At 65.8% G+C, this 23,033-nt stretch carries 22 protein-coding genes; 10 read left to right on the forward strand and 12 right to left on the reverse strand.

The features are described from left to right. Positions 1–15 precede the first annotated feature (15 nt). The 7 genes from ACEYYA_RS03720 to ACEYYA_RS03750 all read right to left on the reverse strand — a co-directional run bounded on the left by ACEYYA_RS03720 (position 16) and on the right by ACEYYA_RS03750 (position 4,971). On the reverse strand, positions 16–459 hold the full coding sequence (locus ACEYYA_RS03720) for a MaoC family dehydratase (RefSeq protein ID WP_374797718.1): 444 nt from the start codon (positions 457–459) through the stop codon (positions 16–18). 117 nt (positions 460–576) lie between these two features. Next, the gene (locus ACEYYA_RS03725) at positions 577–1,080 is read right to left on the reverse strand and encodes a VOC family protein (protein WP_374797720.1); all 504 of its coding nucleotides are present in this window, start codon (positions 1,078–1,080) and stop codon (positions 577–579) included. A gap of 37 nt (positions 1,081–1,117) precedes the next feature. Beyond that, positions 1,118–1,996: a TIGR01459 family HAD-type hydrolase gene (locus ACEYYA_RS03730; protein WP_374797722.1), complete on the reverse strand. Its 879-nt coding sequence runs from the start codon at positions 1,994–1,996 to the stop codon at positions 1,118–1,120. Positions 1,997–2,087: 91 nt separating this feature from the next. After that, positions 2,088–3,005 carry a manganese-dependent inorganic pyrophosphatase gene (locus ACEYYA_RS03735; RefSeq protein WP_374797724.1) on the reverse strand — a complete coding sequence of 306 codons (918 nt, stop codon included), beginning with the start codon at positions 3,003–3,005 and terminating at the stop codon, positions 2,088–2,090. A 120-nt stretch (positions 3,006–3,125) separates the two neighbouring features. Continuing rightward, positions 3,126–4,196 carry a 5-(carboxyamino)imidazole ribonucleotide synthase gene (locus tag ACEYYA_RS03740; RefSeq protein WP_374797726.1) on the reverse strand — a complete coding sequence of 357 codons (1,071 nt, stop codon included), beginning with the start codon at positions 4,194–4,196 and terminating at the stop codon, positions 3,126–3,128. Then, the gene (purE, locus tag ACEYYA_RS03745; protein ID WP_374797728.1) at positions 4,189–4,671 is read right to left on the reverse strand and encodes a 5-(carboxyamino)imidazole ribonucleotide mutase; all 483 of its coding nucleotides are present in this window, start codon (positions 4,669–4,671) and stop codon (positions 4,189–4,191) included. The genes ACEYYA_RS03740 and purE overlap by 8 nt, the downstream gene beginning before the upstream one ends. Positions 4,672–4,740: 69 nt before the next feature. Beyond that, complete coding sequence (locus ACEYYA_RS03750; protein ID WP_374797730.1) at positions 4,741–4,971, reverse strand: YdcH family protein; 231 nt, start codon at positions 4,969–4,971, stop codon at positions 4,741–4,743. A gap of 177 nt (positions 4,972–5,148) precedes the next feature. Between ACEYYA_RS03750 and ACEYYA_RS03755 the strand changes: the two genes are divergently transcribed. After that, positions 5,149–5,571 carry an Hsp20 family protein gene (locus ACEYYA_RS03755; protein ID WP_374797732.1) on the forward strand — a complete coding sequence of 141 codons (423 nt, stop codon included), beginning with the start codon at positions 5,149–5,151 and terminating at the stop codon, positions 5,569–5,571. Position 5,572: 1 nt separating this feature from the next. Beyond that, positions 5,573–5,806 carry a DUF1150 family protein gene (locus ACEYYA_RS03760; RefSeq protein WP_374797734.1) on the forward strand — a complete coding sequence of 78 codons (234 nt, stop codon included), beginning with the start codon at positions 5,573–5,575 and terminating at the stop codon, positions 5,804–5,806. 118 nt (positions 5,807–5,924) lie between these two features. Here the strand turns inward: ACEYYA_RS03760 and ACEYYA_RS03765 are convergent, their stop codons facing one another. After that, entirely contained in the window at positions 5,925–6,425 is a 501-nt protein-coding gene (locus ACEYYA_RS03765) for an Lrp/AsnC family transcriptional regulator (protein ID WP_374797736.1), read from the reverse strand. Positions 6,426–6,599: 174 nt separating this feature from the next. Between ACEYYA_RS03765 and trxB the strand changes: the two genes are divergently transcribed. Continuing rightward, positions 6,600–7,553 (forward strand): thioredoxin-disulfide reductase, encoded by a 954-nt coding sequence (gene trxB / locus ACEYYA_RS03770; protein ID WP_374797738.1) that lies wholly within the window; start codon positions 6,600–6,602, stop codon positions 7,551–7,553. Between the two features lie 156 nt (positions 7,554–7,709). Continuing rightward, complete coding sequence (locus ACEYYA_RS03775) at positions 7,710–9,422, forward strand: bifunctional sulfate adenylyltransferase/adenylylsulfate kinase (RefSeq protein ID WP_374797740.1); 1,713 nt, start codon at positions 7,710–7,712, stop codon at positions 9,420–9,422. 65 nt (positions 9,423–9,487) lie between these two features. Here ACEYYA_RS03775 and trpS read toward each other — a convergent pair whose 3' ends face one another. Next, entirely contained in the window at positions 9,488–10,510 is a 1,023-nt protein-coding gene (trpS, locus tag ACEYYA_RS03780) for a tryptophan--tRNA ligase (protein ID WP_374797742.1), read from the reverse strand. 80 nt (positions 10,511–10,590) lie between these two features. On the opposite strand from trpS, the gene ACEYYA_RS03785 reads away from it, so the two are divergent. After that, positions 10,591–11,277, forward strand: a complete 687-nt coding sequence (locus tag ACEYYA_RS03785) for a rhomboid family intramembrane serine protease (RefSeq protein ID WP_374797744.1) — start codon at positions 10,591–10,593, stop codon at positions 11,275–11,277. Between the two features lie 65 nt (positions 11,278–11,342). Next, positions 11,343–11,966, forward strand: a complete 624-nt coding sequence (locus ACEYYA_RS03790; RefSeq protein ID WP_374797746.1) for an EF-hand domain-containing protein — start codon at positions 11,343–11,345, stop codon at positions 11,964–11,966. Between the two features lie 3 nt (positions 11,967–11,969). On the opposite strand, the gene murJ is transcribed toward ACEYYA_RS03790, so the two are convergent. Further along, entirely contained in the window at positions 11,970–13,502 is a 1,533-nt protein-coding gene (gene murJ / locus ACEYYA_RS03795; RefSeq protein ID WP_374797748.1) for a murein biosynthesis integral membrane protein MurJ, read from the reverse strand. Positions 13,503–13,854: 352 nt separating this feature from the next. On the opposite strand from murJ, the gene ACEYYA_RS03800 reads away from it, so the two are divergent. Continuing rightward, entirely contained in the window at positions 13,855–15,504 is a 1,650-nt protein-coding gene (locus tag ACEYYA_RS03800) for an ATP-binding protein (protein WP_374798109.1), read from the forward strand. 7 nt (positions 15,505–15,511) lie between these two features. Here ACEYYA_RS03800 and ACEYYA_RS03805 read toward each other — a convergent pair whose 3' ends face one another. Both ACEYYA_RS03805 and ACEYYA_RS03810 read right to left on the reverse strand, forming a co-directional pair. Further along, positions 15,512–18,388, reverse strand: coding sequence for a [protein-PII] uridylyltransferase (locus ACEYYA_RS03805; RefSeq protein ID WP_459349872.1), 2,877 nt, complete (start codon positions 18,386–18,388; stop codon positions 15,512–15,514). Then, on the reverse strand, positions 18,288–19,448 hold the full coding sequence (locus ACEYYA_RS03810; protein ID WP_374797752.1) for a penicillin-binding protein activator: 1,161 nt from the start codon (positions 19,446–19,448) through the stop codon (positions 18,288–18,290). The genes ACEYYA_RS03805 and ACEYYA_RS03810 overlap by 101 nt, the downstream gene beginning before the upstream one ends. A 145-nt stretch (positions 19,449–19,593) precedes the next feature. On the opposite strand from ACEYYA_RS03810, the gene rsmI reads away from it, so the two are divergent. From rsmI to gshB, 3 genes are all read left to right on the forward strand, one after another. Continuing rightward, positions 19,594–20,463 (forward strand): 16S rRNA (cytidine(1402)-2'-O)-methyltransferase, encoded by an 870-nt coding sequence (gene rsmI / locus ACEYYA_RS03815; RefSeq protein WP_374797754.1) that lies wholly within the window; start codon positions 19,594–19,596, stop codon positions 20,461–20,463. Positions 20,464–20,494: 31 nt separating this feature from the next. Next, positions 20,495–20,866 carry a YraN family protein gene (locus ACEYYA_RS03820; protein ID WP_374797756.1) on the forward strand — a complete coding sequence of 124 codons (372 nt, stop codon included), beginning with the start codon at positions 20,495–20,497 and terminating at the stop codon, positions 20,864–20,866. A 79-nt stretch (positions 20,867–20,945) separates the two neighbouring features. After that, positions 20,946–21,947: a glutathione synthase gene (gene gshB / locus ACEYYA_RS03825; protein ID WP_374798111.1), complete on the forward strand. Its 1,002-nt coding sequence runs from the start codon at positions 20,946–20,948 to the stop codon at positions 21,945–21,947. The last annotated feature ends 1,086 nt before the right edge of the window (positions 21,948–23,033 follow it).

Genomic DNA, 23,033 nt, shown 5'->3' on the forward strand with positions numbered 1-23,033 from the left:
CGGTTCAGGCCGGGTTCAGTCGAACTTCCGGCTGGGCGCCAGCACCACGGCCTCGCCCTTCAGCACGACCGTATTGCCGACCGCGCAATGGGTTTCAAGGGTCACGCGACGTTTGCCATGGTCGATGGCGATTACCTTGACCTCGGCATGAACCATGTCGCCGGGGCGGACGGGGGCCATGAACTTCAGCGTCTGGCCCAGATAGACGGTGCCATGGCCGGGCAGTTGTTCACCGATCACCGCGCTGATCAGCCCGGCGGTCAGCATCCCATGGGCGATGCGGCCTTCAAAGATCGTGTCCTGGGCATAGTCGTCATCCAGATGGACCGGATTGCGATCGGTCGAGACCTCGGCGAACAATTCGATGTCGCGGTCGGTCACGACCTTTCGCAGATGCCGGGACATGCCCATTTCGATGTCTTCGATAAAGATCGTGCCGCGCGGAAAATTGTCCAACATCGCTGCCCCGTGACTGGTCTTGCTGCGACGCGGCATAGCAAGCCGGGCCGAGTCGCGCAAGGGCGTGACGCAAGGTTGCGTCAAAAAGGGACGGGGTGACGCAACAATGTTGCGGGGTTAATCGGCCTCAGCCAGCAGCGCGGCCAGATCCAGCGGCAGCGTCACCATCGACAGGCGGCCCTGCGCATCCAGCGGCCATTCATCGCGCGGGCGGTCGCGGTAAAGCTCGACGCCGTTGCCATCGGGATCGCGCAGATAAATCGCCTCGCTGACGCCGTGATCGGCCGCACCGTCCAGATCCAGCCCGGCCTCAAGCACGCGGCGCAGCACCTGCGCCAGCGACCGGCGGTCGGGATAAAGAAAAGCGCTGTGGTAAAGCCCGGTGTGGCCGGGCGGCGGCGGGGTGGCGCCGGCGCTTTCCCAGGTGTTCAGCCCGATGTGATGGTGATAGCCACCCGCGCCGAGGAACGCCGCGCCCCGGCCCAGCCGTTGCGTGACGGCAAAGCCCAGAACGTCACTGTAAAAGCCGATGGCGCGGTCAAGATCGGCGACCTTCAGATGGACATGACCGACTGAGGCGGTTGCGGGGGCGGGCGCTGTGGGCGAATGGATCGGTGTCATCGCCGCGATATGGGGCGCGCGCGGCGCCAGTCAATGCCTAGCGCAGGAACGGGATTGACCAGGCAGGGGCCTGCTGCCGCGCGGCCAGCCAATCGCGCAAGAGGTCGGGATCGGGGCGGTCGGCGTCCGGCCCGAAATGGCCCGCCGCCAGCCCGTTCAGGATGAACAGCGCGTCGATGCCTTCGCCTGCGGCACCGGCCACATCGGTGTTGATGCCGTCGCCCACAGCCAGAACGCGCGCCTGCGGGTCGATCCCCATCGCCGCCAGCTTGCGCCGCGCCATGTCATAGATCGGCGGATGCGGCTTGCCGAAATACAGCACCTCGCCGCCCAGATCCTCATACAACGCGGCAATGGCCCCGGCGCAATAGATCCGGGCCTCACCCATATCGACGACGATGTCGGGATTGGCGCAGATCATCTTCAGCCCGCGTTCGCGCGCAAGCATCAGCCGGGCGCGGTAATCCTCGGGGACTTCGGTCATCTCGTCAAAGGGACCGGTGCAGATGATGCCCTCGGCCTGATCCATCTTGACGCGGGTGATGGCGGGGGCATCGGCCCATTCGGGGGGGATGTCGGTGAAGAAGCCGTCATCCTTGGCCGGGCCAAGATGCCAGACGCGGCGGCCCACGGCGCCCGCGAACATCGCATCCTGCGCCGCATCGCCCGAACTGACGATCAGGTCATAGGCATTCTCGGGCACCCCCATCCGATCCAGCGAGGCGCGCACGAAGCCCGCCGGACGTGGGGCATTGGTCATTAGCACGACTCGCCCACCGCCCATGCGAAAGCCCTGCAAGGCCTCGACAGCGGCCGGAAAGGGCGTGACGCCGTTATGCAGGCAGCCCCACAGATCGCAGAACAGGATGTCGTAATCGGCGGCGATGGCGGACAGGGCGGGGATCAGGCGGGTCATGGCGGCTCCGGGCTTGGGCGGGGCATGCGCCCGGACCCGTCAGGTGTCAGGCCCGACCGCGCGGCGATGCGCGGCCGGGCGGGGCGTCAGATCACAGCTTCAGGGCCGGGATGATCTGCTTCTTGCGCGACATGATGCCGGGCAGCACCACGCTGTCGCCGGTGACGGTGGCGCCAAAGCTGGCCTCGGCCAGCTGCTTGACCAGATCGTTCGGCACCAGCAGGGTGGCTTCCTCGCGCAGGATGTCGACCACGAACAGCAGCACCTGATCGGCCCCGTCCTCGCGCGCGACGCCTTCCATCGCGGCCATCAGGCTGGTCTTGCGATCCAGCACGACCTGCGGCGCGGTGGTTTCCAGAACCGAGACGCGCAGCTCCTTGCCCGCGACATTGTATTCCTTGCTGTCCATGCGCAGCAGTTCGGCATCGCTGAAGGCCGAAACGTCGGATTTCGCGGCAAACATCTGATCGGCGTAATCGGCGATGTTCACGTCCAGATCGGCGGCCAGCTTTTCGGCCACGGCGCGGTCGTGGGGGGTGGTGGTCGGGCTGCGGAAAGCCAGCGTGTCCGACAGGATGCAGGACAGCATCGCGCCCTTGATCGCGCGCGGCATCCGCGCCGCATCATCGCCCATCAGATCGTGCATCACCGTCGCGGTGCAGGCCAGCGGGCGGATGGTGATGGTGATCGGCCCCTTGGTCTTGATGCCACCGGCCAGCAGGTGATGGTCGATGATTTCGATCACATTGGCCTCGTTGATCGAGGCGGGCAGCTCGGCGGGGTTGTTGGTGTCGACGATCACACAATCATCGCCCGCTGCCACATCGCTGATGATCGCGGGCTTTTCCAGATCCCACTGGCGCAGCACGAAGGCGGCTTCGGTATTCGGCTCGCCCAGCAGGACGGGCTTGGCCGGGGTGCCCTTCACCTCGGTCAGATACCAGGCCCAGATGATCGGGCTGCCGGTGGAATCGGTATCGGGGGATTTGTGGCCAAAAACCTGAATCATGATCGTTCCTGCGCAGGATGGGGAAAGTCGCGCGCCTTATAGGCGTCGTTGGGCATGATGTCACGCCGATGCGCTTCTTTCTTGTCGAAATACGCCGGGGGCACGGGGGCAGCGCCCCCGTTAAACTCGGCGGGTCACGCGGTTGACATGGCCCATCTTGCGACCGGGGCGGGCCTCGGCCTTGCCGTAAAGGTGGATCGCGCAGCCCTCGGCGGCCAGGGCCGGGATGCGATCCACGTCGTCGCCGATCAGGTTTTCCATCACCACATCGGCGATCCGCTGGCCGTCGCCCAAGGGCCAGCCGCAGATGGCGCGGATATGTTGTTCAAACTGGTCGATCACGCAGCCGTCCTGCGTCCAATGGCCCGAGTTGTGAACGCGCGGCGCGATCTCGTTCACCACCAGCCCATCGGCGGTGGCGAACAGCTCGACCCCGATCACGCCCACATAATCCAGCGCGTTCAGGATCCGCGCCGCGATCAGCACCGCATCGCTGCGCTCGGCGGGCCTGATGCGGGCGGGCACGGTGGTCGTCGACAGGATGCCGTCGACATGCACATTCTCGCCGGGATCGAAGGCCGAGACGCTGCCGTCGGTGCCGCGCGCCGCGATGACCGAGATTTCGCGATCGAAGGTGACGAAGCCCTCCAGCACCGCCTCGGCGCCGTTCATCGCGGCCAAGGCGGTGGCCGGGTCGTCGCCGGGGCGGATGCGGGCCTGGCCCTTGCCGTCATAGCCCAGCCGCGTGGTTTTCAGGATCGCGGGCGCGCCGATGCGGTCGAGCGCGGCGTTCAGGCTGGCCAGATCGCTGACGCGGGCATAGGGCGCGCAGGTCAGGCCGATGCCGGTCAGGAAATCCTTTTCCGCGATCCGGTCCTGGCTGACAGCCAAAGCGCGGCGTCCGGGGCGGATCGGGACGATGGATTCGATCAGGTCCAGCGCCTCGGCGGGGACATTCTCGAACTCATAGGTCACGACATCGACCGAGGCGGCAAAGGCGCGCAGGGCGGCGGCGTCGGTATAAGGCGCGGTGGTGACCGCCTCGGCCACATGGCCCGCGGGGGGCAGGGCGGCGGGTTCGTAGATGTGGCAGCGATAGCCCAGGCGGCTGGCCGCGACCGACAGCATCCGCCCCAGCTGGCCGCCGCCCAGAATGCCGATCACCGAACCGGGGGGCAGCATGTCAGTCATCGGATGGCTCCTGCGGGATCGAGGCCGACAGATCGGCGCGCCATTGGTCCAGCCGGGCGGCCAGATCGGCGTCGGTCACCGCCAGGATCTGCGCGGCCATCAGCCCGGCATTGGCCGCCCCCGCCTCGCCAATGGCCATGGTGGCGACGGGATAGCCGCGCGGCATCTGCACGATGGAATAAAGGCTGTCGACGCCGTTCAGCGCCCGCGTCTGGATCGGCACGCCGACCACCGGCACCCGCGTCTTGGACGCCATCATCCCCGGCAAATGCGCGGCCCCGCCGGCGCCCGCAATGATGACATGCAGGCCGCGTTCGGCGGCGGTCTTGCCGTAATCCCACAGCCGGTCAGGCGTGCGATGCGCGCTGACGATGCGGGTTTCATAGGCAACGCCCAGTTCGTCCAGGATCTCGGCGGCCTTGCGCATCGTCGGCCAGTCCGACGTCGATCCCATGATGATGCCGACCTTGACCATTCGCGCCCCTTTCATGTTGGCCCGCACTATAGGCATGGGGCGGGCGGGCGCAATCGCTCGATCCGCCCCTCAGGCGATGATGTCGGGGGTCAGTTGATCCTCGATCCGGGCAATCCGGTCCTTCAGGCCCAGCTTCTGCTTTTTCAGCCGGACCAGGGCAAGCTGGTCGCCCATGCCGCGCGCCGCCATCGCCCCGATCGCCTCGTCCAGGTCGCGGTGTTCGCGGCGCAGCATCTGCAACTGCACGCGCAGCACGTCTTCGTGGGTCATTTCGACAGGCGTGGTGGAATGGGCGTTCATCGGGTCATCGGGCCGTCTGTGGAATCGCTACCGCCCCAGCATAGGGCGAAAATCGCGGCGGTGGAAAAGATTTTGCCGGTTCCGCACAGGCTTGCGGGGGCTGGGCTGCGCCCCCATATTCGGGAAGCGGTCGCCGTCAGGGGCCGCAAGCCACGTGTCGCTGACAAGGACCGCGAGATGACGAAACTGAGCTTTGGCGCCCATCCCTGGCTGCTCGGCTTTGACCAGCTTGAGCGGCTGGTCGAACGCACCGCCAAGACCGGTGCCGAGGGCTATCCGCCCTATAACATCGAACAGGCGGGCGAGGATGCGTTCCGCATCACCTTGGCCGTGGCCGGTTTCGCCGAAGCCGATCTGGCCGTCGCGGTCGAAGATCGCGCCCTTGTGGTGCGTGGTCGCCAGGCCGAGGGCGACGCGGCCCGCGTGTTCCTGCATCGCGGCATCGCCGCCCGCGCCTTTCAGCGCAGCTTCGTGCTGGCCGAAGGCGTCGAAGTGGCGGGGGCGCAGTTGGAAAACGGGCTTTTGCATATCGAATTGCGTCGCCGGGTGCCTGATCCGGTGGTGCAGACCATTCCCATCACACGCCGGAAGGAAGGGTGAGATGAACGAGAAATATGATTTTGACACCGCGCCGGACGAAACCGGCAACATCGTCTATGTCCGCCCCGTCGAAGTGGCCGACCTGCCCGCCGACCTGCGTGAGCAGGTGCCCGGCGTGACGCGGCTTTATGCCGTGCATGGCCCGGATGGCGAGCGGCTGGCCTTGGTGCGCGACCGCGCCCTGGCCTTTTCGCTGGCCCGTCAGAACGAGCTGGCGCCGGTCAGCGTGCATTGACGGCTGCCCCCGTGGGCAGGACCGTGGGCAGGACCGGGGCTTTGCGCCGGACCCCAGGATAACTGGATCAAGAAGAAAGGGGCGGCGCCGGGATCGGTCGCCGCCCTTTTGCTGTGGGTCAGGGGGTCTGGGCCAGCCGCGCCTCAAGCACGTCGAAGGGCACGCCGGGCTCATCCTTGGCGCCGCGGATTACCAGGCTGGTCTTGACGCTGGCCACATTGTCGGCGGCCGTCAGGTCGCGGGTCAGGAAATCCTGAAAGCTGGGCAGATCGGGGGCCACGCATTTCAGGATGAAGTCGATTTCACCGTTCAGCATGTGGCATTCGCGCACCAGCGGCCAGGATCGGGCGCGGGCCTCGAAAGCTGACAGGTCTGATTCGGCCTGGCTGTGCAGGCGGACCATGGCGAAGACCTGCACCTCGAACCCCAGGGCGCGCGGGTCGACATTGGCGTGATAGCCACGGATGTAGCCCGCCTCCTCAAGCGCACGGACGCGGCGCAGGCAGGGCGGGGCAGAGATGCCGACGCGCTTGGCCAGTTCGACATTCGTCATCCGCCCATCGGCCTGAAGCTCGGCCAGGATGCGGCGGTCGATGTCGTCTAGTTTGCCAATGGCCATGGTGTCCTCGGGGGTGGAATTGGCGCGAACCTATCGAACCGGGGGGTTCTGCGCAATATTATTTCAAATCGCGCCGCGCCCGCGTCACGGCGTTCCAGCGCGGTGGCTTGGGCTTGTTGGCGGCGGGCGGCGTTGCTATCTGGGCGGGGACACGGATTTTCGGGGGAACGGGCCATGGCCGCGCAACGTCACGTCACTTTGCTGATCGTCGGGTCGGGGCCTGCGGGCTATACCGCTGCCGTCTATGCGTCGCGCGCGATGCTGAAGCCGTTGCTGATCCAGGGGATGCAGCCGGGCGGGCAGTTGACCATCACCACCGAGGTCGAGAACTGGCCCGGCGAGACCGAGATCCAGGGCCCCGATCTGATGGTGAAGATGCAGGCCCATGCCGAGGCGATGGGGGCCGAGATCGTCAACGATCTGGTGACCAACCTGGATCTGTCGAAGCGGCCCTTCACCGCGACCTGCGACAGCGGCACGGTGGTGACGGCGGATGCGGTGATCCTGGCGACCGGCGCGCAGGCGCGGTGGCTGGGCCTGCCCAGCGAGGCGGCGTTTCAGGGCTTCGGCGTCAGCGCCTGTGCGACCTGCGACGGCTTTTTCTATCGCGGCAAGCCGGTGGTCGTCGTCGGCGGCGGCAACACCGCCGTCGAGGAGGCGCTGTTTCTGACCAATTTCGCCAGCAAGGTGACGGTCGTGCATCGCCGCGATTCCTTCCGCGCCGAAAAGATCCTGCAAGAGCGGCTGTTCCGCAATCCCAAGGTCGAGGTGATCTGGGACAGCGAACTGGCCGAGGTCGCGGGCACCGAGGCGCCCAAGGGCGTCACCCATGCACGGATCCGCAACGTCAAGACCGGCGCTATCAGCGACATTCCCGCCGACGGCGTGTTCATCGCCATCGGCCACGCCCCGGCCAGCGAGTTGGTCAAGGACCAGCTTGAGCTGCACAATGGCGGCTATGTGAAGGTCGAGCCGGGCAGCACCCGCACCTCGATCCCCGGCGTGTTCGCGGCGGGCGATCTGACCGATCACATCTATCGCCAGGCGGTGACCAGTGCCGGCATGGGCTGCATGGCGGCACTGGATGCTGAACGCTGGCTGGCCGAACAGGCGGCAGGTCAGGCGTAATTCGTTCCAGCCGCCGTGGTTTTGCGGGGAAAAACCACCGAAATCGTGCAGATAGGCTGAACAGCCGTCCTATTTGACCGGTCGCGGCTTGCGCGGGGCGGGGTGCGGTCGTATGAGCCGCCCATATCCTTAGATCCGAACCGCCCGAGGCCTGCCATGTCGCTGTCGAACCTGTCGCCCATCCCGGAACTTTATGTCTCGCCCGAATCCGCGCAAAAGCTGAAGGCCGAGGCCGGCAATCTGAAAAGCTGGGATCTGACGCCGCGCCAGATCTGCGATCTGGAACTGCTGATGAACGGCGGCTTCAACCCGCTGAAGGGCTTCCTGGGTCAGGCCGATTACGACAGCGTCGTGGACAACATGCGGCTGGCCGATGGCACCTTGTGGCCGATGCCGATCACGCTGGACGTCAGCGAAGCCTTTGCCGAGGGGCTGGAGCCGGGCACCGACATCGCCCTGCGCGATCAGGAGGGGGTGATCCTGGCGATCCTGTCGGTCACCGACAAATGGGTGCCGAACAAGGTGCGCGAGGCCGAACAGGTGTTCGGCGCGGGGGCCAATGATCTGGCCCACCCGGCGATCAACTATCTGCACAATATCGCAGGCCCGGTCTATCTGGGCGGCCCGATCACCGGCATCCAGCAGCCGGTGCATTACGATTTCCGCGCCCGCCGCGACACGCCGAATGAACTGCGCGCTTACTTCCGCAAGCTGGGCTGGCGCAAGATCGTGGCCTTCCAGACCCGCAACCCGCTGCACCGCGCGCATCAGGAACTGACCTTCCGCGCCGCGCGCGAGGCCGAGGCGAACCTCTTGATCCACCCGGTCGTCGGCATGACCAAGCCGGGCGATGTCGACCATTTCACCCGCGTCCGCTGCTATGAGGCGGTGCTGGACAAGTATCCCTCCGCCACCACCGCGCTGTCGCTGCTTAACCTTGCGATGCGCATGGCCGGCCCGCGTGAAGCCGTCTGGCACGGGTTGATCCGCCGCAACCACGGCGTCACCCATTTCATCGTCGGGCGCGACCATGCCGGCCCCGGCAAGAACAGCCAAGGCAAGGATTTCTACGGCCCCTATGACGCGCAAGAGCTGTTCAAACAGCACGAGGCGGAAATCGGCGTTACCATGGTCGATTTCAAGCACATGGTCTATGTGCAGGAAAAGGCGCAGTATTTCCCCGCCAACGAAGTGCCGGAAGGTGCAACCGTGCTGGACATTTCCGGCACCGAACTGCGCCGCCGCCTGCGCGAAGGGCTGGAAATCCCGGAATGGTTCAGCTTCCCCGAGGTCGTCACGCAACTGCGCAAGACCAGCCCGGCGCGTGACAAGCAGGGCTTCACCGTGTTCTTCACCGGCCTGTCGGGCAGCGGCAAATCGACCATCGCCAACGCGCTGATGGTCAAGCTGATGGAGATGGGCGGCCGCCCGGTCACGCTCTTGGACGGCGATGTGGTGCGCAAGCACCTGTCGTCCGAACTGGGGTTCAGCAAGGAACACCGCGACATCAACATCAAGCGCATCGGCTATGTCGCGTCCGAGATCACCAAGAACGGCGGCATCGCGCTGTGCGCGCCGATTGCCCCCTATACCGCGACCCGCCGCGCCGTGCGCGAGATGGTCGAGGCCTACGGCGCCTTCGTCGAGGTGCATGTCGCTACCTCGATCGAGGAATGCGAACGCCGTGACCGCAAGGGCCTGTACAAGCTGGCCCGCGAAGGCAAGATCAAGGAGTTCACCGGCATTTCCGACCCCTATGAAGTGCCGGAAAGCCCCGAATTGCGCGTCACCACCGAGGACAAGGACGTGGACAACTGCGCCCATCAGGTGCTGCTGAAGCTGGAATCGATGGGCCTGATCCGCGGCTGATCGCGGGCTTTCCCGGTATGGAAAAGGGGGCCGAAAGGCCCCCTTTTGCGTTTTATCCCATCCGCTTAGCGGCTGCGGATCATGCCCATGATGTCCAGCGTCTGCGCCAGGATCGGGTCGGCAATCGCCGCCGCCTGCGCCGCCCCCGCGCCCAGGATACGGTCGATCTCGGCCGGGTCGGCCATATAGCGGGCCATCTCGGCGCTGATCGGGGCCAGCACGCCCACGGCGACATCGGCCAAAGCGGGTTTGAAGGCGCCAAAGCCCTGACCCTCGAACCGGGCCAGCACCTGATCGACGCTCTCCCCCGACAGCGCGGCATAGATATTGACCAGGTTGCGCGCCTCGGGGCGGTCCTTCAGCCCCTCGGCGGAACCGGGCAGCGGGTCGGCATCGGTACGCGCCTTGCGGAACTTTTGCGCGATCGTGTCGGCGTCATCGGTCAGGTTGATGCGGCTGGCATCCGAGGGGTCGCTTTTCGACATTTTCTTGCTGCCATCCCGCAGTGACATGACGCGGGTCGCGGGGCCTTCGATCACCGGCTCGGGCAGGGGGAAGAAGTCGGTCTTGAAGTCATGGTTGAACTTGGCGGCGATGTCGCGGGTCAGTTCGACATGCTGCTTCTGATCCTCGCCCACCGGCACATGGGTGGCGTGATAGGTCAGAATGTCGGCCGCCATCAGCGCCGGATAGGCGTAAAGCCCAAGGCTGACGGCCTCGGCATTCTTTCCGGCCTTGTCCTTGAACTGGGTCATCCGGTTCATCCAGCCCAGACGCGCCACGCAGTTCAAGAGCCAACCCATCTCGGCATGGGCGCTGACCTGGCTTTGGTTGAACAGCACCGACCGCGCCGGGTCGATTCCGGCCGCCATGAAGGCCGCCGCCGCCTCGCGCGTTTGCTGGCGCAGCTTGTCGGGATCTTGCCAGACGGTGATGGCGTGCAGATCGACCAGGCAGAAGATCGTCTCGATCCCGTCATTCTGCTTTTCCGCGAACCGCTTCAACGCGCCCAGATAGTTGCCCAGCGTCAACCCGCCCGAGGGCTGGATGCCGGAAAAGATGCGGGGGGTGCGGGCGTTGGCGGTCATGTCATCCTCGGGGTCTGGCCAAATGGCGTGGGTTTGCTTATCCCTGCCAGGCTTTCAGGGTCAACCCACGGGAGGGAAACATGCGCCCCGGATATGATGAATCGCCGCTGAACGCGCTGCCGCCCGTGGTCTGGCTGCTGGTCCTGCCGATCATCGCGCTTGAGGTGGTTTTTGCCGCCGGTGCCAGCGGTGTCGCGGGCGGTCCCACCGCGGTCGGCTGGCGGCTTGAGGCGATGCAGGCCACCGCTTTCATCCCCGAGGTGCTGAACCGCATGATTGCCACCGGCCAGTATCCGCCGCGCCAGATTGCGCGGCTGGTCGGTTATCTGTTCGTCCACGGCAGCTTCACCCATGCGCTGTTCGTCGTCGTCTTCATCCTGGCGATGGGCAAGATCGTCGCCGAGACCTTTGGCGGCCTGCGCTTCCTGGCGGTGTTTTTCCTGTCGGGCATCGGGGCCGCGCTGATCTATGCGCTGTTGCCCTGGTCCGAACAGCCGCTGATCGGCGGCTATCCGGCGGTCTACGGGCTGATCGGGGCCTTTACCTTCACGCTGTGGGCGCGGCTGGGGCAGATGCGGGCAAACCGGCTGACAGCGTTCCGGCTGATTGCCATGCTGCTGGTTTTCCAGCTTGTTTTCGCCGTCATCTTCGGCGGGCGTTCGGATTGGATGGCCGAAATCGCGGGCTTTGCCCTGGGGTTCGGCCTGTCCTTCCTGCTGGCGCCGGGCGGGATCGCGGCACTGCGCGATAGATTGCGGCATCGCTGAGGGCTTAACCGGATCTTCACCTCTGATGTGCCAGCCTGCACGGGATGGAATCAGGGGGCCTGGTGATGCGACTGCGATTTTCGCCCATGCTGGGGGCGGCGATGGTGATGCTGGGGCTGGCGCTGTGCTGGCCCCTCTGGGCGCGGGCCGAGGGCGGGCTGGCCGCGCTACCGCCCGGTCTGATCGACCGGATCGAGGATGCGGCACCGGGCGTGCTGGATGACGCGGCTGAGTTGATCCTGGCCTATGGACAGGATGGCCGCATCGATGCCGCTGGCGTCGATCTGGCGATTGCCCATGCGCGGGCCGGGCGACGGGCCACGGCGCTGGCGCGGATTCTGGCGGCGGATCTGGATGGTGACGGCGCGGTTCAAGCCGATGAGCTGGCGGTTCACTTGCGCGCCTTGTCGCCCCGCCTGCAAGCCCGCGCCAAGCTGGCCCATGATCGCGCCGATGCCGATGGTGATGGTCACGTCACCGCCGATGAGGCGCGCATCAGCGCCGACAGTCAGGCGGTGCGGAACTTCTCGGATCGCAGCGCCGACAAGCTGCGCGACCTTTTGGCCATGGACATGAACCGCGACGGCTGGCTGGGCCTGGATGAGGTCGCGGCCAGTGTCGCGGCCCAGCTGCAAGCCGCCAGTGCGGCGGGGCCAGAGACCGGCCCACCCCGCGAACGGTCGCTGTAGCGATCAGCGCTTGCGGCGCAGGTTGGCCTTCAACTCGGAAAGGCTCAGCGCGCCGGTCGCGAAACTCAGCGCGAAATACAGGATGCCGCCGCCAAAGACGAGGATGGCCAGTTCCGGCACCCGTGGCAGGCCCAGCGACCGCGTGGCCCACAGCATCGCCCAAAGCGCCGCCGACATCAGGCTGGATGCCAGGATGATGCGCGGCACCCGGTGGCGCAGGCGGGCATCGGCGCGGGCGGCCTGACCCATCTTGCGCGTGCCCCACCACAATTGCGCGACCATCACCCAGGCCGCCAATGTCGTGGCCAGCGCCGCCGCCAGAAAGCCGACCGTGCCCATCAACCCATAGGCGATGGCCGCGTTCACCACCATCGACCACAGCGCATAGCGGAACGGGGTGCGTGTATCCTCGCGCGCGAAATACAGCGGTTGCAGGGTCTTTTGCAGCACAAAGGCGGGCAGGCCCGCCGCATAGACGACCAGCGCGCGGGCGGTCTGGATGGTGTCGTCCGGGGTGAACTTGCCCCGTTCAAACAGCGTGGCCACCATCGGCTGCGCGATCACCGCGATGGCAAAGGCGGCGGGCAGGGTCAGGAACAGCCCGAACTCGGTCGCGCGGCAATAGGCGGCCTGGCCCCCTTCGGCATCGCCCGCCCGCAGGCGGCGCGCCAGTTCGGGCAGCAGCACGACGGCCACCGCCGCGCCGACGACCCCCAGGGGAAGCTGATACAGCCGGTCCGAATAGTTCAGCCAGGCAATCGCGCCTTCAAACTGCGAGGCGACGCGTCGCCCGATCAGCAGGTTGATCTGCACCACGCCCCCCGCGAACATCGCCGGAAGCGCGATGGCCAGCAGCGCCCGCATCTCTGGCGTAAGGCGCGGGCGGCCCGGCCAGAAGGTCCAGCCGCTGCGCCGCGCGTCCCACCAGACGAGGCCCAGTTGCGCCAGCCCGGTCAGCGGCGTGGCCCAGGCCAGCGTCAGGCCCATGTCCCAGCCCAGCACCTGTCCCAGCAACATCGCGACGATGAACAGCAGGTTCAGCAGCACAGGTGCTGCCGCCGCAGCGGTAAAGCGGCCGTTCGCATTCAGCACGCCCGAGATCATCGAGGCCAGTGAAATCAACAGGATATAGGGAAAGGTGATGCGTCCGTATTCGACCGCCAGGGCAAAGCGTTCGTCGCCGGCAAAGCCGTCGGCCATCGCCCAGACGAGCGCCGGCATGGCGATCATCGCCAACGCCGAAAACACGGTGACGACAAAGAACAACCCGGAAAAGGCTTGTCGCGCAAAGCCTTGCGCATCCTCGCCCCCCGCCAACCGTTTGGAGAACATCGGCACGAAGGCGGTGTTGAACGCCCCCTCGGCGAAGAAGCGGCGGAACATGTTGGGCAGGGAAAAGGCCACAAGGAACGCCTCGGCCACCGCGCCGGTGCCGAGCCAATTGGCCATCAGGATGTCGCGAACAAAGCCGGTGAGACGGGACAGAAACGTCCAGCTTCCGACCTTGAGAAAGCCGCTGACAAGTCCGCCCTTCATGTGCCGCCCCTGTTCTGGTTCGGCCCTGACATACACCGGGCGCGGCCCCGGCGCCATGGGGCAGCGGGGTGTTGCGCGCGGGGTGGTCGGGGCGAGCGGTGCGGTGGTGGGGCTGTGCGGCAAGTCGTTGAGAACACGAAAAATCGGCCGCACAAGCTGTGCACGGAACGTACACAGCTTGTGCACAGCGCGCGCACGGCGATGTTTGCCCCTCCACTTCGGTCGGCATTGCGATCATCCGCAAGCGGACCTCATCTGCATCGCAGCTGAATGGGCGATGCATGAAGCTGCGCCGTGTCACCATCCGCAATTTCAAGGCCATTGACGAGGCGACCTAGGGGCGTTCACCGCGATCGTCGGTGCCAATGGGTCGGGCAAAAGCTCGGTCCTGCAAGCCCTGCACTGGGTGTGTCAATCGGGGCGCAACCTTGAGGTCGACACGAAAAGGTCAGCCGAAGTGGGTTCGACGCTATCGGAAAAGGACGCCACCTACATGCCCTCGCCCAGCTATCGCAATGCGGGGCATGGGGTGGAATATGGCAACTTCAAAAGCGCCTCGCAGCTGACCCTGACCGTTGAAGCCGCGTCATCCGACGGCGCCCAGCTGAGCGCCACGATGTGGATCAAGGCGGCGCGCAATGAGGGGCTGAGCGTACATGTTCCGTCGAACAATGCCTTCGTTCTGGCGCTGCGCAACCGCGACCAGGAGTTCAGTTCCTATGTTCCGGGCCTGGCGGTTATCCCGCTGGCCGAAGAGCGGCGAAGCCGGTTGATCGTGCGTCGTCAGGCCGCAGCCGGGGATGCAAACACCGTTCTGCGCAACATGCTGCTTTTGCTGGAAGGTGTCACGCATGACCGCAAGGATGGTCTGACATGGGTGCAAGACTTCGCGTCCGAGGTGCTGGGTGGGCTGACTCTTCAGCTGTCCTTCGATGAGGACAAGAACCAGACCATCACGGCCAGCTTTCAGACTGACGACATGCGCGCGGCTGACCCCAAACGCACCAAGCCGCTGGAACTGGCCGGGATCGGATTTTTGCAGGTCATCCAGATCTTTTCCTATCTGATCTACTTCCGCCCCGTGCTTTTGCTGGTCGACGAGCCGGATTCGCATTTGCACCCCACCGCGCAGGAGCGCTTGGTGCGGGTGTTGGCCAAGGCGGCTGCGATGTTTGACACGCAGGTGGTGCTGACAACGCACAGCCCCTCGGTCATCCGGGCGCTGCCGGCCGACGCGCAGGTGGTCTGGATGAAGAACGGTCAGGTGCAGCCTGATGGCGACCAGGCAGGCCGTCAGATGATGGGCTGGGGTCTGCTGGACAAACGCATCCTGCTGCTGAGCGAGGATAGCAAGACCGAGATGCTGCGATCGCTGCTGGCGCAATGGCCGGAGTTGGAGCGGGCCACGGCGATCTGGCCGCTGCATGGTAGTGGCAAGCTGCTGGACGCCGACGGCTGCCGGTCGCTGCAAACCCTGTTCGGGGATCACCTGCGGATCGTGCTGCATCGCGACCGGGATTTCATGATGCCCGCCGAGGCGGAGGAGCTCGCGCGGCCCTATGCCGAAAAGGGGATCGCGGTCTGGCTGACGCGGCACAGCGATGTGGAAGGCTATTGGTGCGCGCCGGAGGTCATTGCGTCGCATTTCGGGCTGACACTGGATGCGGCCGCGGATCTGTTGGCGACGGCGGTTGAGGCGGCTGGGACCGATGCTGAACTTGCCAAGCACCGAAACGCAAAACGGGTTGAAGTCAGAAAGAAGATCAGGGCCTGCGACGATGGCCGGATCGGCGCCTTCAATGACGCTGAAGTGGTGGCGGAATATGCGCAGCACGGTGCGCAGCATGTGATCCTGGGCAAGACGCTGTGCGCCAAGATCCGGGGTGAGGCCCAAAACCGAGGCTTACTGGGCTATCAGCGTTTCGCCCGCGAACTGGCCCCGCCGACGGCTGGCACCGTTGCGACCGATCTGCGCAATCTGTTGCAGGCGCAAGTGGCCTGACACCCCCTTACCCCGCCCGCTCCGCGCCTTCCTTGATCGCCTGGCGCAGCTTTTTCTCAAGCGCTTCCTGCTTCAGTTTGGCGTGCAGTTTCAGGCCGAACATGTCCTTGACGTAGAAGGCGTCGACCACCTGCGCGCCATAGGTCGCGATCACCGCGCTGGCGATGTAGATGTTGTTGGCCGCCAACGTCCGCGTCAGGTCATACAGCAGGCCGGGGCGGTCGCGGGTGTCAACCTCGATGATCGTGTAGATGTCGGACCCTTCGTTGTCGAAACTGATATGGGTGGGAAAGCGGAACTCGCGCTCGCGTTTCTTCACCTTGTCGCGGTCCTTCAGCGCCTCGCGCGGCAGCACCTCGCCTTTCAAGGTCTTGCCGATCATGCCGCGCAGCCGGGGCAGACGGGCGACCTCATAGGGGTGGCCCTCGGCGTCCTGGATCCAGAACACGGCGGTCGCATAGCCGTCTTTCGACGTATAGGTGCGCGCGTCCACGACGTTCGCGCCGACCAGCGCCAGGGCCCCCGCCAGGCGCGAGAAGATGCCGGGGTGGTCGGCCAGCGCGAAGGCCGCGCGGGTCGCGTCGCGGTCGGGGTCGGGGTGCAGGTCGATGCGGATTTCGTCATCGCCGATGCCGTGCAGCAGGCGGGCGAACACCGCCTGCGTTTCGGGCGGCAGGCCCTGCCAATAGGGGGCGTAGTGGCGGCCCAGTTCGGCCTTGATCTGCGCCTTGGACCAGTCGGGCAGGGCGGCGGTCAGGGCGCGCTTGGCCTCATCCTCGCGCTGGTCGCGGTTGATCGCCTCGATGCCCGATTCCAGCGCCAATGCGGTATCGCCATGGAGGCGGCGCAACAGCATCGCCTTCCAGTTGTTCCAGGTGCCGGGGCCGACGCCGCGAATGTCGCAGACGGTCAGCACGGTCAAGAGGTCCAGCCGCCGCCGCGATTTCACTGCCTTGGCAAAGTCGCGGATCGTGCGCGGGTCGCCGATGTCGCGTTTCTGCGCTGTGTCCGACATCACCAGATGGTTGCGCACCAGCCATTCGACGGTTTCGGCTTCGTTGGCGTCCAGCCCCAGGCGCGGGGCCACGCGGCGCGCGATCTGGGCGCCCAGGATCGAGTGATCCTCGGGGCGGCCCTTGCCGATGTCATGCAGCAAAAGCGCGACATACAGCGTGCGGCGGTTCACCCCGGCGGTCAGGATGGAGGAGGAGAGCGGCAGTTCCTCGACCAGCTCGCCGCGTTCGATCTGGGCCAGCGTCGAGATCACCTGGATCGTGTGTTCGTCGACCGTGTAGTGGTGATAGACGTTGAACTGCATCATCGCCACGATCGGCTTGAACTCGGGGATGAAGGCGCCGAGGACGCCCAGTTCGTTCATCCGCCGCAGCGCGCGTTCGGGGTTGCCGTGATCCAGAAGCATCGCCAGGAACAGCGTGTTGGCGCGCGGATCGTTGCGCAGATCGTCGTCGATCAGGTCGAGATTGGCCACCACGACGCGCATCGCCTCGGGGTGGATCAACAGGCCGGTGCGCATCCCTTCGGCAAAGATCGCCAGCATGTTCAGCGGATCGGCCAGAAAGGCGGCGGTGTCGCCGATGTTCAGCCGGCCATTGTCGTCGGCAAAGGGCGCGCGGACCTTGGTGCGGCGGCGCAGCAGGCGTTTCAGCATCGGCGCGCGGGTGCCGTGGCGGGCTTCGAGCGCGGTCAGGAAGATGCGCGTCAGCTCGCCCACCTTGGTGGCCTGAATGAAGTAATCCTGCATGAAATGTTCGACGGCGCGGCGGCCGCCGCCATCTTCATAGCCCATGCGGCGCGCGACCTCGACCTGCATGTCGAAGGTCAACTGGTCGGTCGGGCGGCCGGTGATCAGATGCAGGTGGCAGCGGACGGCCCACAGGAAATCCTCGGCCTGCCAGAAGGCCAGGTGTTCATCCTGGGTGAATACGCCGACATCGACCAGCTCGACGGCGCGGTCGACCAGGTGGATGTATTTCGCAATCCAATAGAGCGTTTGCAGGTCGCGCAGGCCGCCCTTGCCCTCTTTGACATTGGGTTCCAGAACGTAACGCTGGCCGCCCTGGCGTTCGTGTCGGGCGCGGCGTTCCTCAAGCTTGGCTTCGATGAACTCGGCCTCGGTGCCGGTGAACAGATCGGTATGCAGGCGCTCGCGCAGGGCCTCGGCCAGGGGGGCGTGGCCGGTGATGAAGCGATGTTCCAAAAGCGCGGTGCGGATCGAGATGTCCTCACGCGCGAGGCGCAGGCAATCGGCGATGGTGCGGCTGGCATGGCCAACCTTCAGTCGCAGATCCCACAGGATGTACAGCATGGATTCGATGACGCTTTCGCACCAGGGCGTCATCTTCCAGGGGGTCAGGAACAACAGGTCCACATCGGATTGCGGCGCCATCTCGGCGCGGCCGGTGCCGCCGACGGCGATGACCGCCAGTTGGTCGGCGTCCGAGGCGGTCTGCTGGGGGTGCAGGAACTCGGTCGCGACGATATGGGCGGCGGTGACGATGCCGTCGGTCAGGCTGGCATAGGCGCGCACGGTCTCGCGGGCGGCGCGGGGATGGGCGGCGAAGCCTGCCTCGATATCGGCCAGTGCGGCCGAGCGGGCCACCGACAGGCAGGCGACGGCGGCGGCACGCAGGTCGCGCGGGTTGTCATGGCCGGCCAGCGCCTTTTCCAGTGTGGCGCGAAAGGCGGTGGCATCGAAAATGGGTTGCGCCCCGGGCAGGGCCGGGGCGCTTTGGATGGTGTCGATGGTGGTCTCGGTCACGGGGTCAGAAACCTGCGCCGCCAAAGCTGCGCGGCGCCGGATCGACCACGACGATCTGATTGCCGCGGATCTGGCCGATCGCCAGCGCGCGGCTGTTGGTGCCATCGCGGTTCAGCCGGAACGCGCCGTTGACCCCGGCAAAGCCCGAGGATGAGGTCAGCCCTGCGGTGGTCAGCGCGTTGGCATTGCCCCGCGCGGCCAGCGCCCCGATGGCGGCCACCGCGTCATAGGCCAGCCCGGCCAGCGGATGCGGCGCCGCGCCATAGGCGGCCCGATAGCGCGCGGCGAACTGGTCATAGGTGCGCGGATCGGGCAGCGCGACCCAGGCGCCCTGCGCCGCCGGGTCGGCCATCACCTGCGCATTGGCATCCCAGCGGGTCAGGCCCATGTATTGCGTGGTGGCCGGGCTGACGCCGTTCGCGCCGAGCGCCTTGAGCATGAAGGGCAGCGCGCCATAGGGATCGCCGGTCAGCATGATCGCATCGGCCTGGCCGGACTTGGCGGCGGCGGCAACGGCGGGGGCGGCGGCCTCGACACCCTGGACCGACTGGGTATGGACCTGCTTGCCCGCCAGACGCGCGCCGTTGCGGGCAATCGCACCCTCGACCGCGGCACCGGCGGTCTGGCCGGCGATATCGTCACCAGTGGTCAGGAAAATGCGCGACTTGCCCTGGCTGCGGGCATAGCGCACCAGCCGGTTGGCGGTGTTGTCGAAGGTCGAGCCGACGATGAACACGTTACCGCCCGCGACGGCGGGGTTGTTGGAAAAGGCCAGAACGTTGATGCCTTCGTCCAGAACGGCGGTGCCAACGCCATTGGCGGCCTCGGCGTGCAGCGGGCCGACGATGATCTTGGCACCGGCATCGACGGCCTTCTGCGCGGCGGCAGCGGCCGATGCCGACGAGGAACCGCTGTCATAGATGCGCAGGTCGATTGTGGCGCCGCGCACGTCGGCGGCGGCCATGCGCGCGGCATTGCTCAGCGCGCTGGCGATGCCCGGCTCGGCCCCGGTCGGCACCAACAGGGCGACGGGCACGGGCTGACGCGGGTCGATGGTCGGCCCGGTCGACGGTCCGCCCATGCCGGTCGGTTGACAGGCGGTGACAAGAAAAGCCGCGCCCAGGGTCAGGCTGGCGCGGCAGAACAGGGTAGTGCTGGCGGTCATGAGAGGCGGCCCCATCGGCTGGATCTGTGGTAAAATCGCTAAAATCCTACGGGGTTCCCAGGGGGTTGTAAACGCGCTAAGGCCGGGGAAAAGCCGCACCGGCAAACCCCCGCGCAGGGGCGCGCGGCAAGGAAGGGAGGCGCTGATGAACGAGGGTTTTCAGGGGCAGGCGCAGGCGCCGCGATTGGCGCCGGGCCTGTATTTCGTTGCCACCCCGATCGGCACGGCGCGCGACATCACGCTGCGCGGGCTGGACATCCTGCGCGACGCCGATGCCATTGCTGCCGAGGATACGCGGACGCTGCGCCATCTGCTTGAAATCCATGGGATTGCGCTGAATCATCGGCCGCTGATCGCCTATCATGACCATAATGGCGCGGCGGTCCGGCCACGGCTGATGTCGCTGCTGGAGCAAGGCAAAAGCGTCGCCTATGCCTCGGAGGCGGGGACGCCGCTGGTCGCCGATCCGGGCTATCGGCTGGCACAAGAGGCCATCGCGGCGGGGCTGCCGGTGACCTCGGCGCCTGGCCCCTCGGCGGTGCTGGCGGCGCTGACGGTATCGGGCCTGCCCAGCGACCGGTTCACTTTTGCAGGCTTCGCGCCAAGCACCCACAGCGCCCGCATGGCCTGGCTGGAGGAACTCGCGGCCGTTCCGTCAACCATGATCTTCTTTGAATCACCCAGACGCGTTGGGGAAATGTTAAATGATCTGTGCGAGAGATTCGGATCAGAACGACCGGCGGCAGTGTGCCGCGAACTGACCAAACGATTCGAGGAGGTGCGGCGCGGCACGCTGGCGGAACTGGCTGCAAGCTATGCTGAAACGCCGCCGAAGGGTGAGGTGGTGATTGTCGTGGGGCGACCGCTGCCGGTTGTGATCGGCACGGATGACATCATCGCCGCGCTCCGGGATCGGCTGGGGCAGATGACGCGCAAGGATGCGGCGGCCGAGGTGGCGCAGATGCTGAACCGGCCGCGGCGTGAGGTTTATCAGATCGCGCTGACGTTGGATTGATGTCCGCGTCAGCCCGGCGAAGGGGATGGCGATGCGGATGCAAGCGGCGCGAGGCGCGGCGAACTATCAGGCCGGTTTGTTGGCCGAGGCCTGTGTGGCCGCCTATTACGACAAGGCGGGCCGGTCGATCGCCGCCCGCCGCTGGCGCGGTAGCCAGGGCGAGATCGACCTGGTGGCGCGTGATGAGGACGGGCTGATCTTCATCGAGGTCAAGCGGGCCCGTGATTTCGCTACGGCGGCGCTACGTCTAAGCAGGCGGCAAATGGATCGCATCTGCGGGGCCGCCAGCGAATATCTGGCCGGTGAGCCGACAGGGCAGTTGACCCCGATGCGGTTTGACGTGGCGCTGGTGGATGCCATGGGGCGGGTCGATGTGATCGAAAACGCCTTTGGCCTGAACTGATCTGCCTTTGGGTGGGCTTGCATCGGCACGTAACTGGTCTCATGCAGGGCAACAGGATTGTCCAGCCAGGGGAAAACCCATGTCGACCAGCCCGCGCCCGTCCGATTCAACCGTTGCCAAGGCCAGCCGTCCATTGCAGGTGGCTTTGCAGATGGATCCGATCCAGGCCGTCAACATTGACGCAGACAGCACGTTTCGCATCGGGCTGGAAGCCGAAGCGCGGGGGCACAGCCTGTTTTTCTATACGCCTGACCGGTTGATCTATCGGGAGGGGCGGGTGCTTGCACGTGGCTGGCCGGTCAACCTGCAACGCGTCAGGGGGGATCACGTTCAGTTCGGTGATGCCGAGGAACGTGATCTGGCCGATGTCGATGTGGTGTGGCTGCGCCAGGATCCGCCGTTTGACATGGGCTATATCACGACGACACATCTTTTGGACCGCCTGAGGGGGCAGACGCTGGTTGTGAACGATCCGTTCTGGGTGCGCAACTGCCCAGAAAAGCTGCTGGTTCTGGACTTTCCCGATCTGACGCCGCCGACACTGGTCGCCCGCGATTTGCAGGCCATCCGCGATTTTCGCGCCGTGCATGGTGATATCATTCTGAAGCCGCTGTACGGAAACGGCGGGGCTGGCGTGTTCCGCCTGCGCGCCGATGATGGAAATCTCGCGGCGCTGCATGAACTCTTCTCCAACATCAACCGTGAGCCGCTGATCGCGCAGCGCTTCCTGCCCGCTGTCAGCGAGGGTGACAAGCGGATCATTCTGGTCGACGGCGTGCCTGTCGGGGCGATCAACCGCGTCCCGCAAAAGGGTGAAACACGGTCGAACATGCATGTCGGCGGCCGTGCCGAGCCGGTTGCGCTGACACCGCGCGACCGCGAGATCTGCGACCGTATCGGCCCCGTTCTGCGCGAAAAAGGTCAGGTCTTTGTCGGGATCGATGTGATCGGGGACTGGCTGACCGAGATCAACGTGACCTCGCCCACCGGTATTCAGGAGCTGGAGCGCTTCGACGGCACCAATGTGGCGCGCCTGATATGGGAGGCGGTCGAACGACGCGTCGATGCCATGGCAGTTTGATCTGCTGCGGTAATCCTGCGGTGGCCCTTCGCCGTCGACCTGCTGCTGTGGCTGGTCGGCGCGATGGTGCAGGTGATGCTGCATCGTGACGTCGCGCGGGTGGATATGGTGCTGATCCAGCCGTCACGCACGGGCGGAAACATCCGCCGATGCCACTGATACTCACCCGATCGTCGTGGTGCTCCGACCTGAAATCATGGCCAAGGTGCAGATGTCAGGCATCGCGCCGACAGCTTGTCCGATCGCGCTTCTGGTTGTGGGATGGCCACCTGGCGCGCGACGCATCGCCGCCGGCGAACAGGGCGATGTATGGGTGATCGTGTTTTGCCGAGGAGATTTTGTTCGGCGCCCTGGGCTCGCTGCCGATCAAGACAACTGCCCACTCGGTCTCCTAAAGACGGGCCGAGTGTGACACCGATCCCGAAGAGTCGCGCTGGACGGCAGAGCAAACCTGGCTGCTGGATCACCAAACCCTCATTGGCAAACGGATTGATGACGGCCCATTTCGGCGGCATCGCTTCTGCGGTCATGTGCTTCTCCAGCATCCCGATGCGAGCTTGCAACCATCCTCGGTCCGGTTAATCCCTGCCAAGCAAAGGCGATGCCGTACGAGCTATCGCTCCCCTCAACGGAATGATCATCGCGTATCGAAGCACCTTGGCCGATGAAGGGGGCCGGGGGCGTCTGTGTGCTGCCTAACGAAAGTGCCAACGTGATTCGACCGCCTTCGATCTGTCGATAGACCGGCTGCCGCCGGCTCATCAAGACAGCCGGCCGCCTCAAGCGATCCCGCTCGCCCTGGCCGCCAGAGCCGTGATGTCGGCGCGCATGGTCGCCGGGTGAGTCGCCATCAACTGTGCCTCTCCGGCCTATTGTGCTGATGCCCATGGATCGAGATTCTCGGTTACCGTCCGGGCAGCCGATGGTGCGTTCCCGGTGCCCGGCGTGGCCTCGTGCTGAGGTGGGCGGCCTGGAACATCTGTGTGAACTGAAGCCGCCCGCCCAGCCGATCCGCTGCTGGCCATCACAAGGCGCGGCGCTTTCGCCATCCCGAAGGTGGTCGATGTAATGACAGGTCATCGCTGC

It is taken from the genome of Paracoccus zhouxuedongae, assembly GCF_041927815.1.
Classification (GTDB): Bacteria; Pseudomonadota; Alphaproteobacteria; order Rhodobacterales; family Rhodobacteraceae; genus Paracoccus.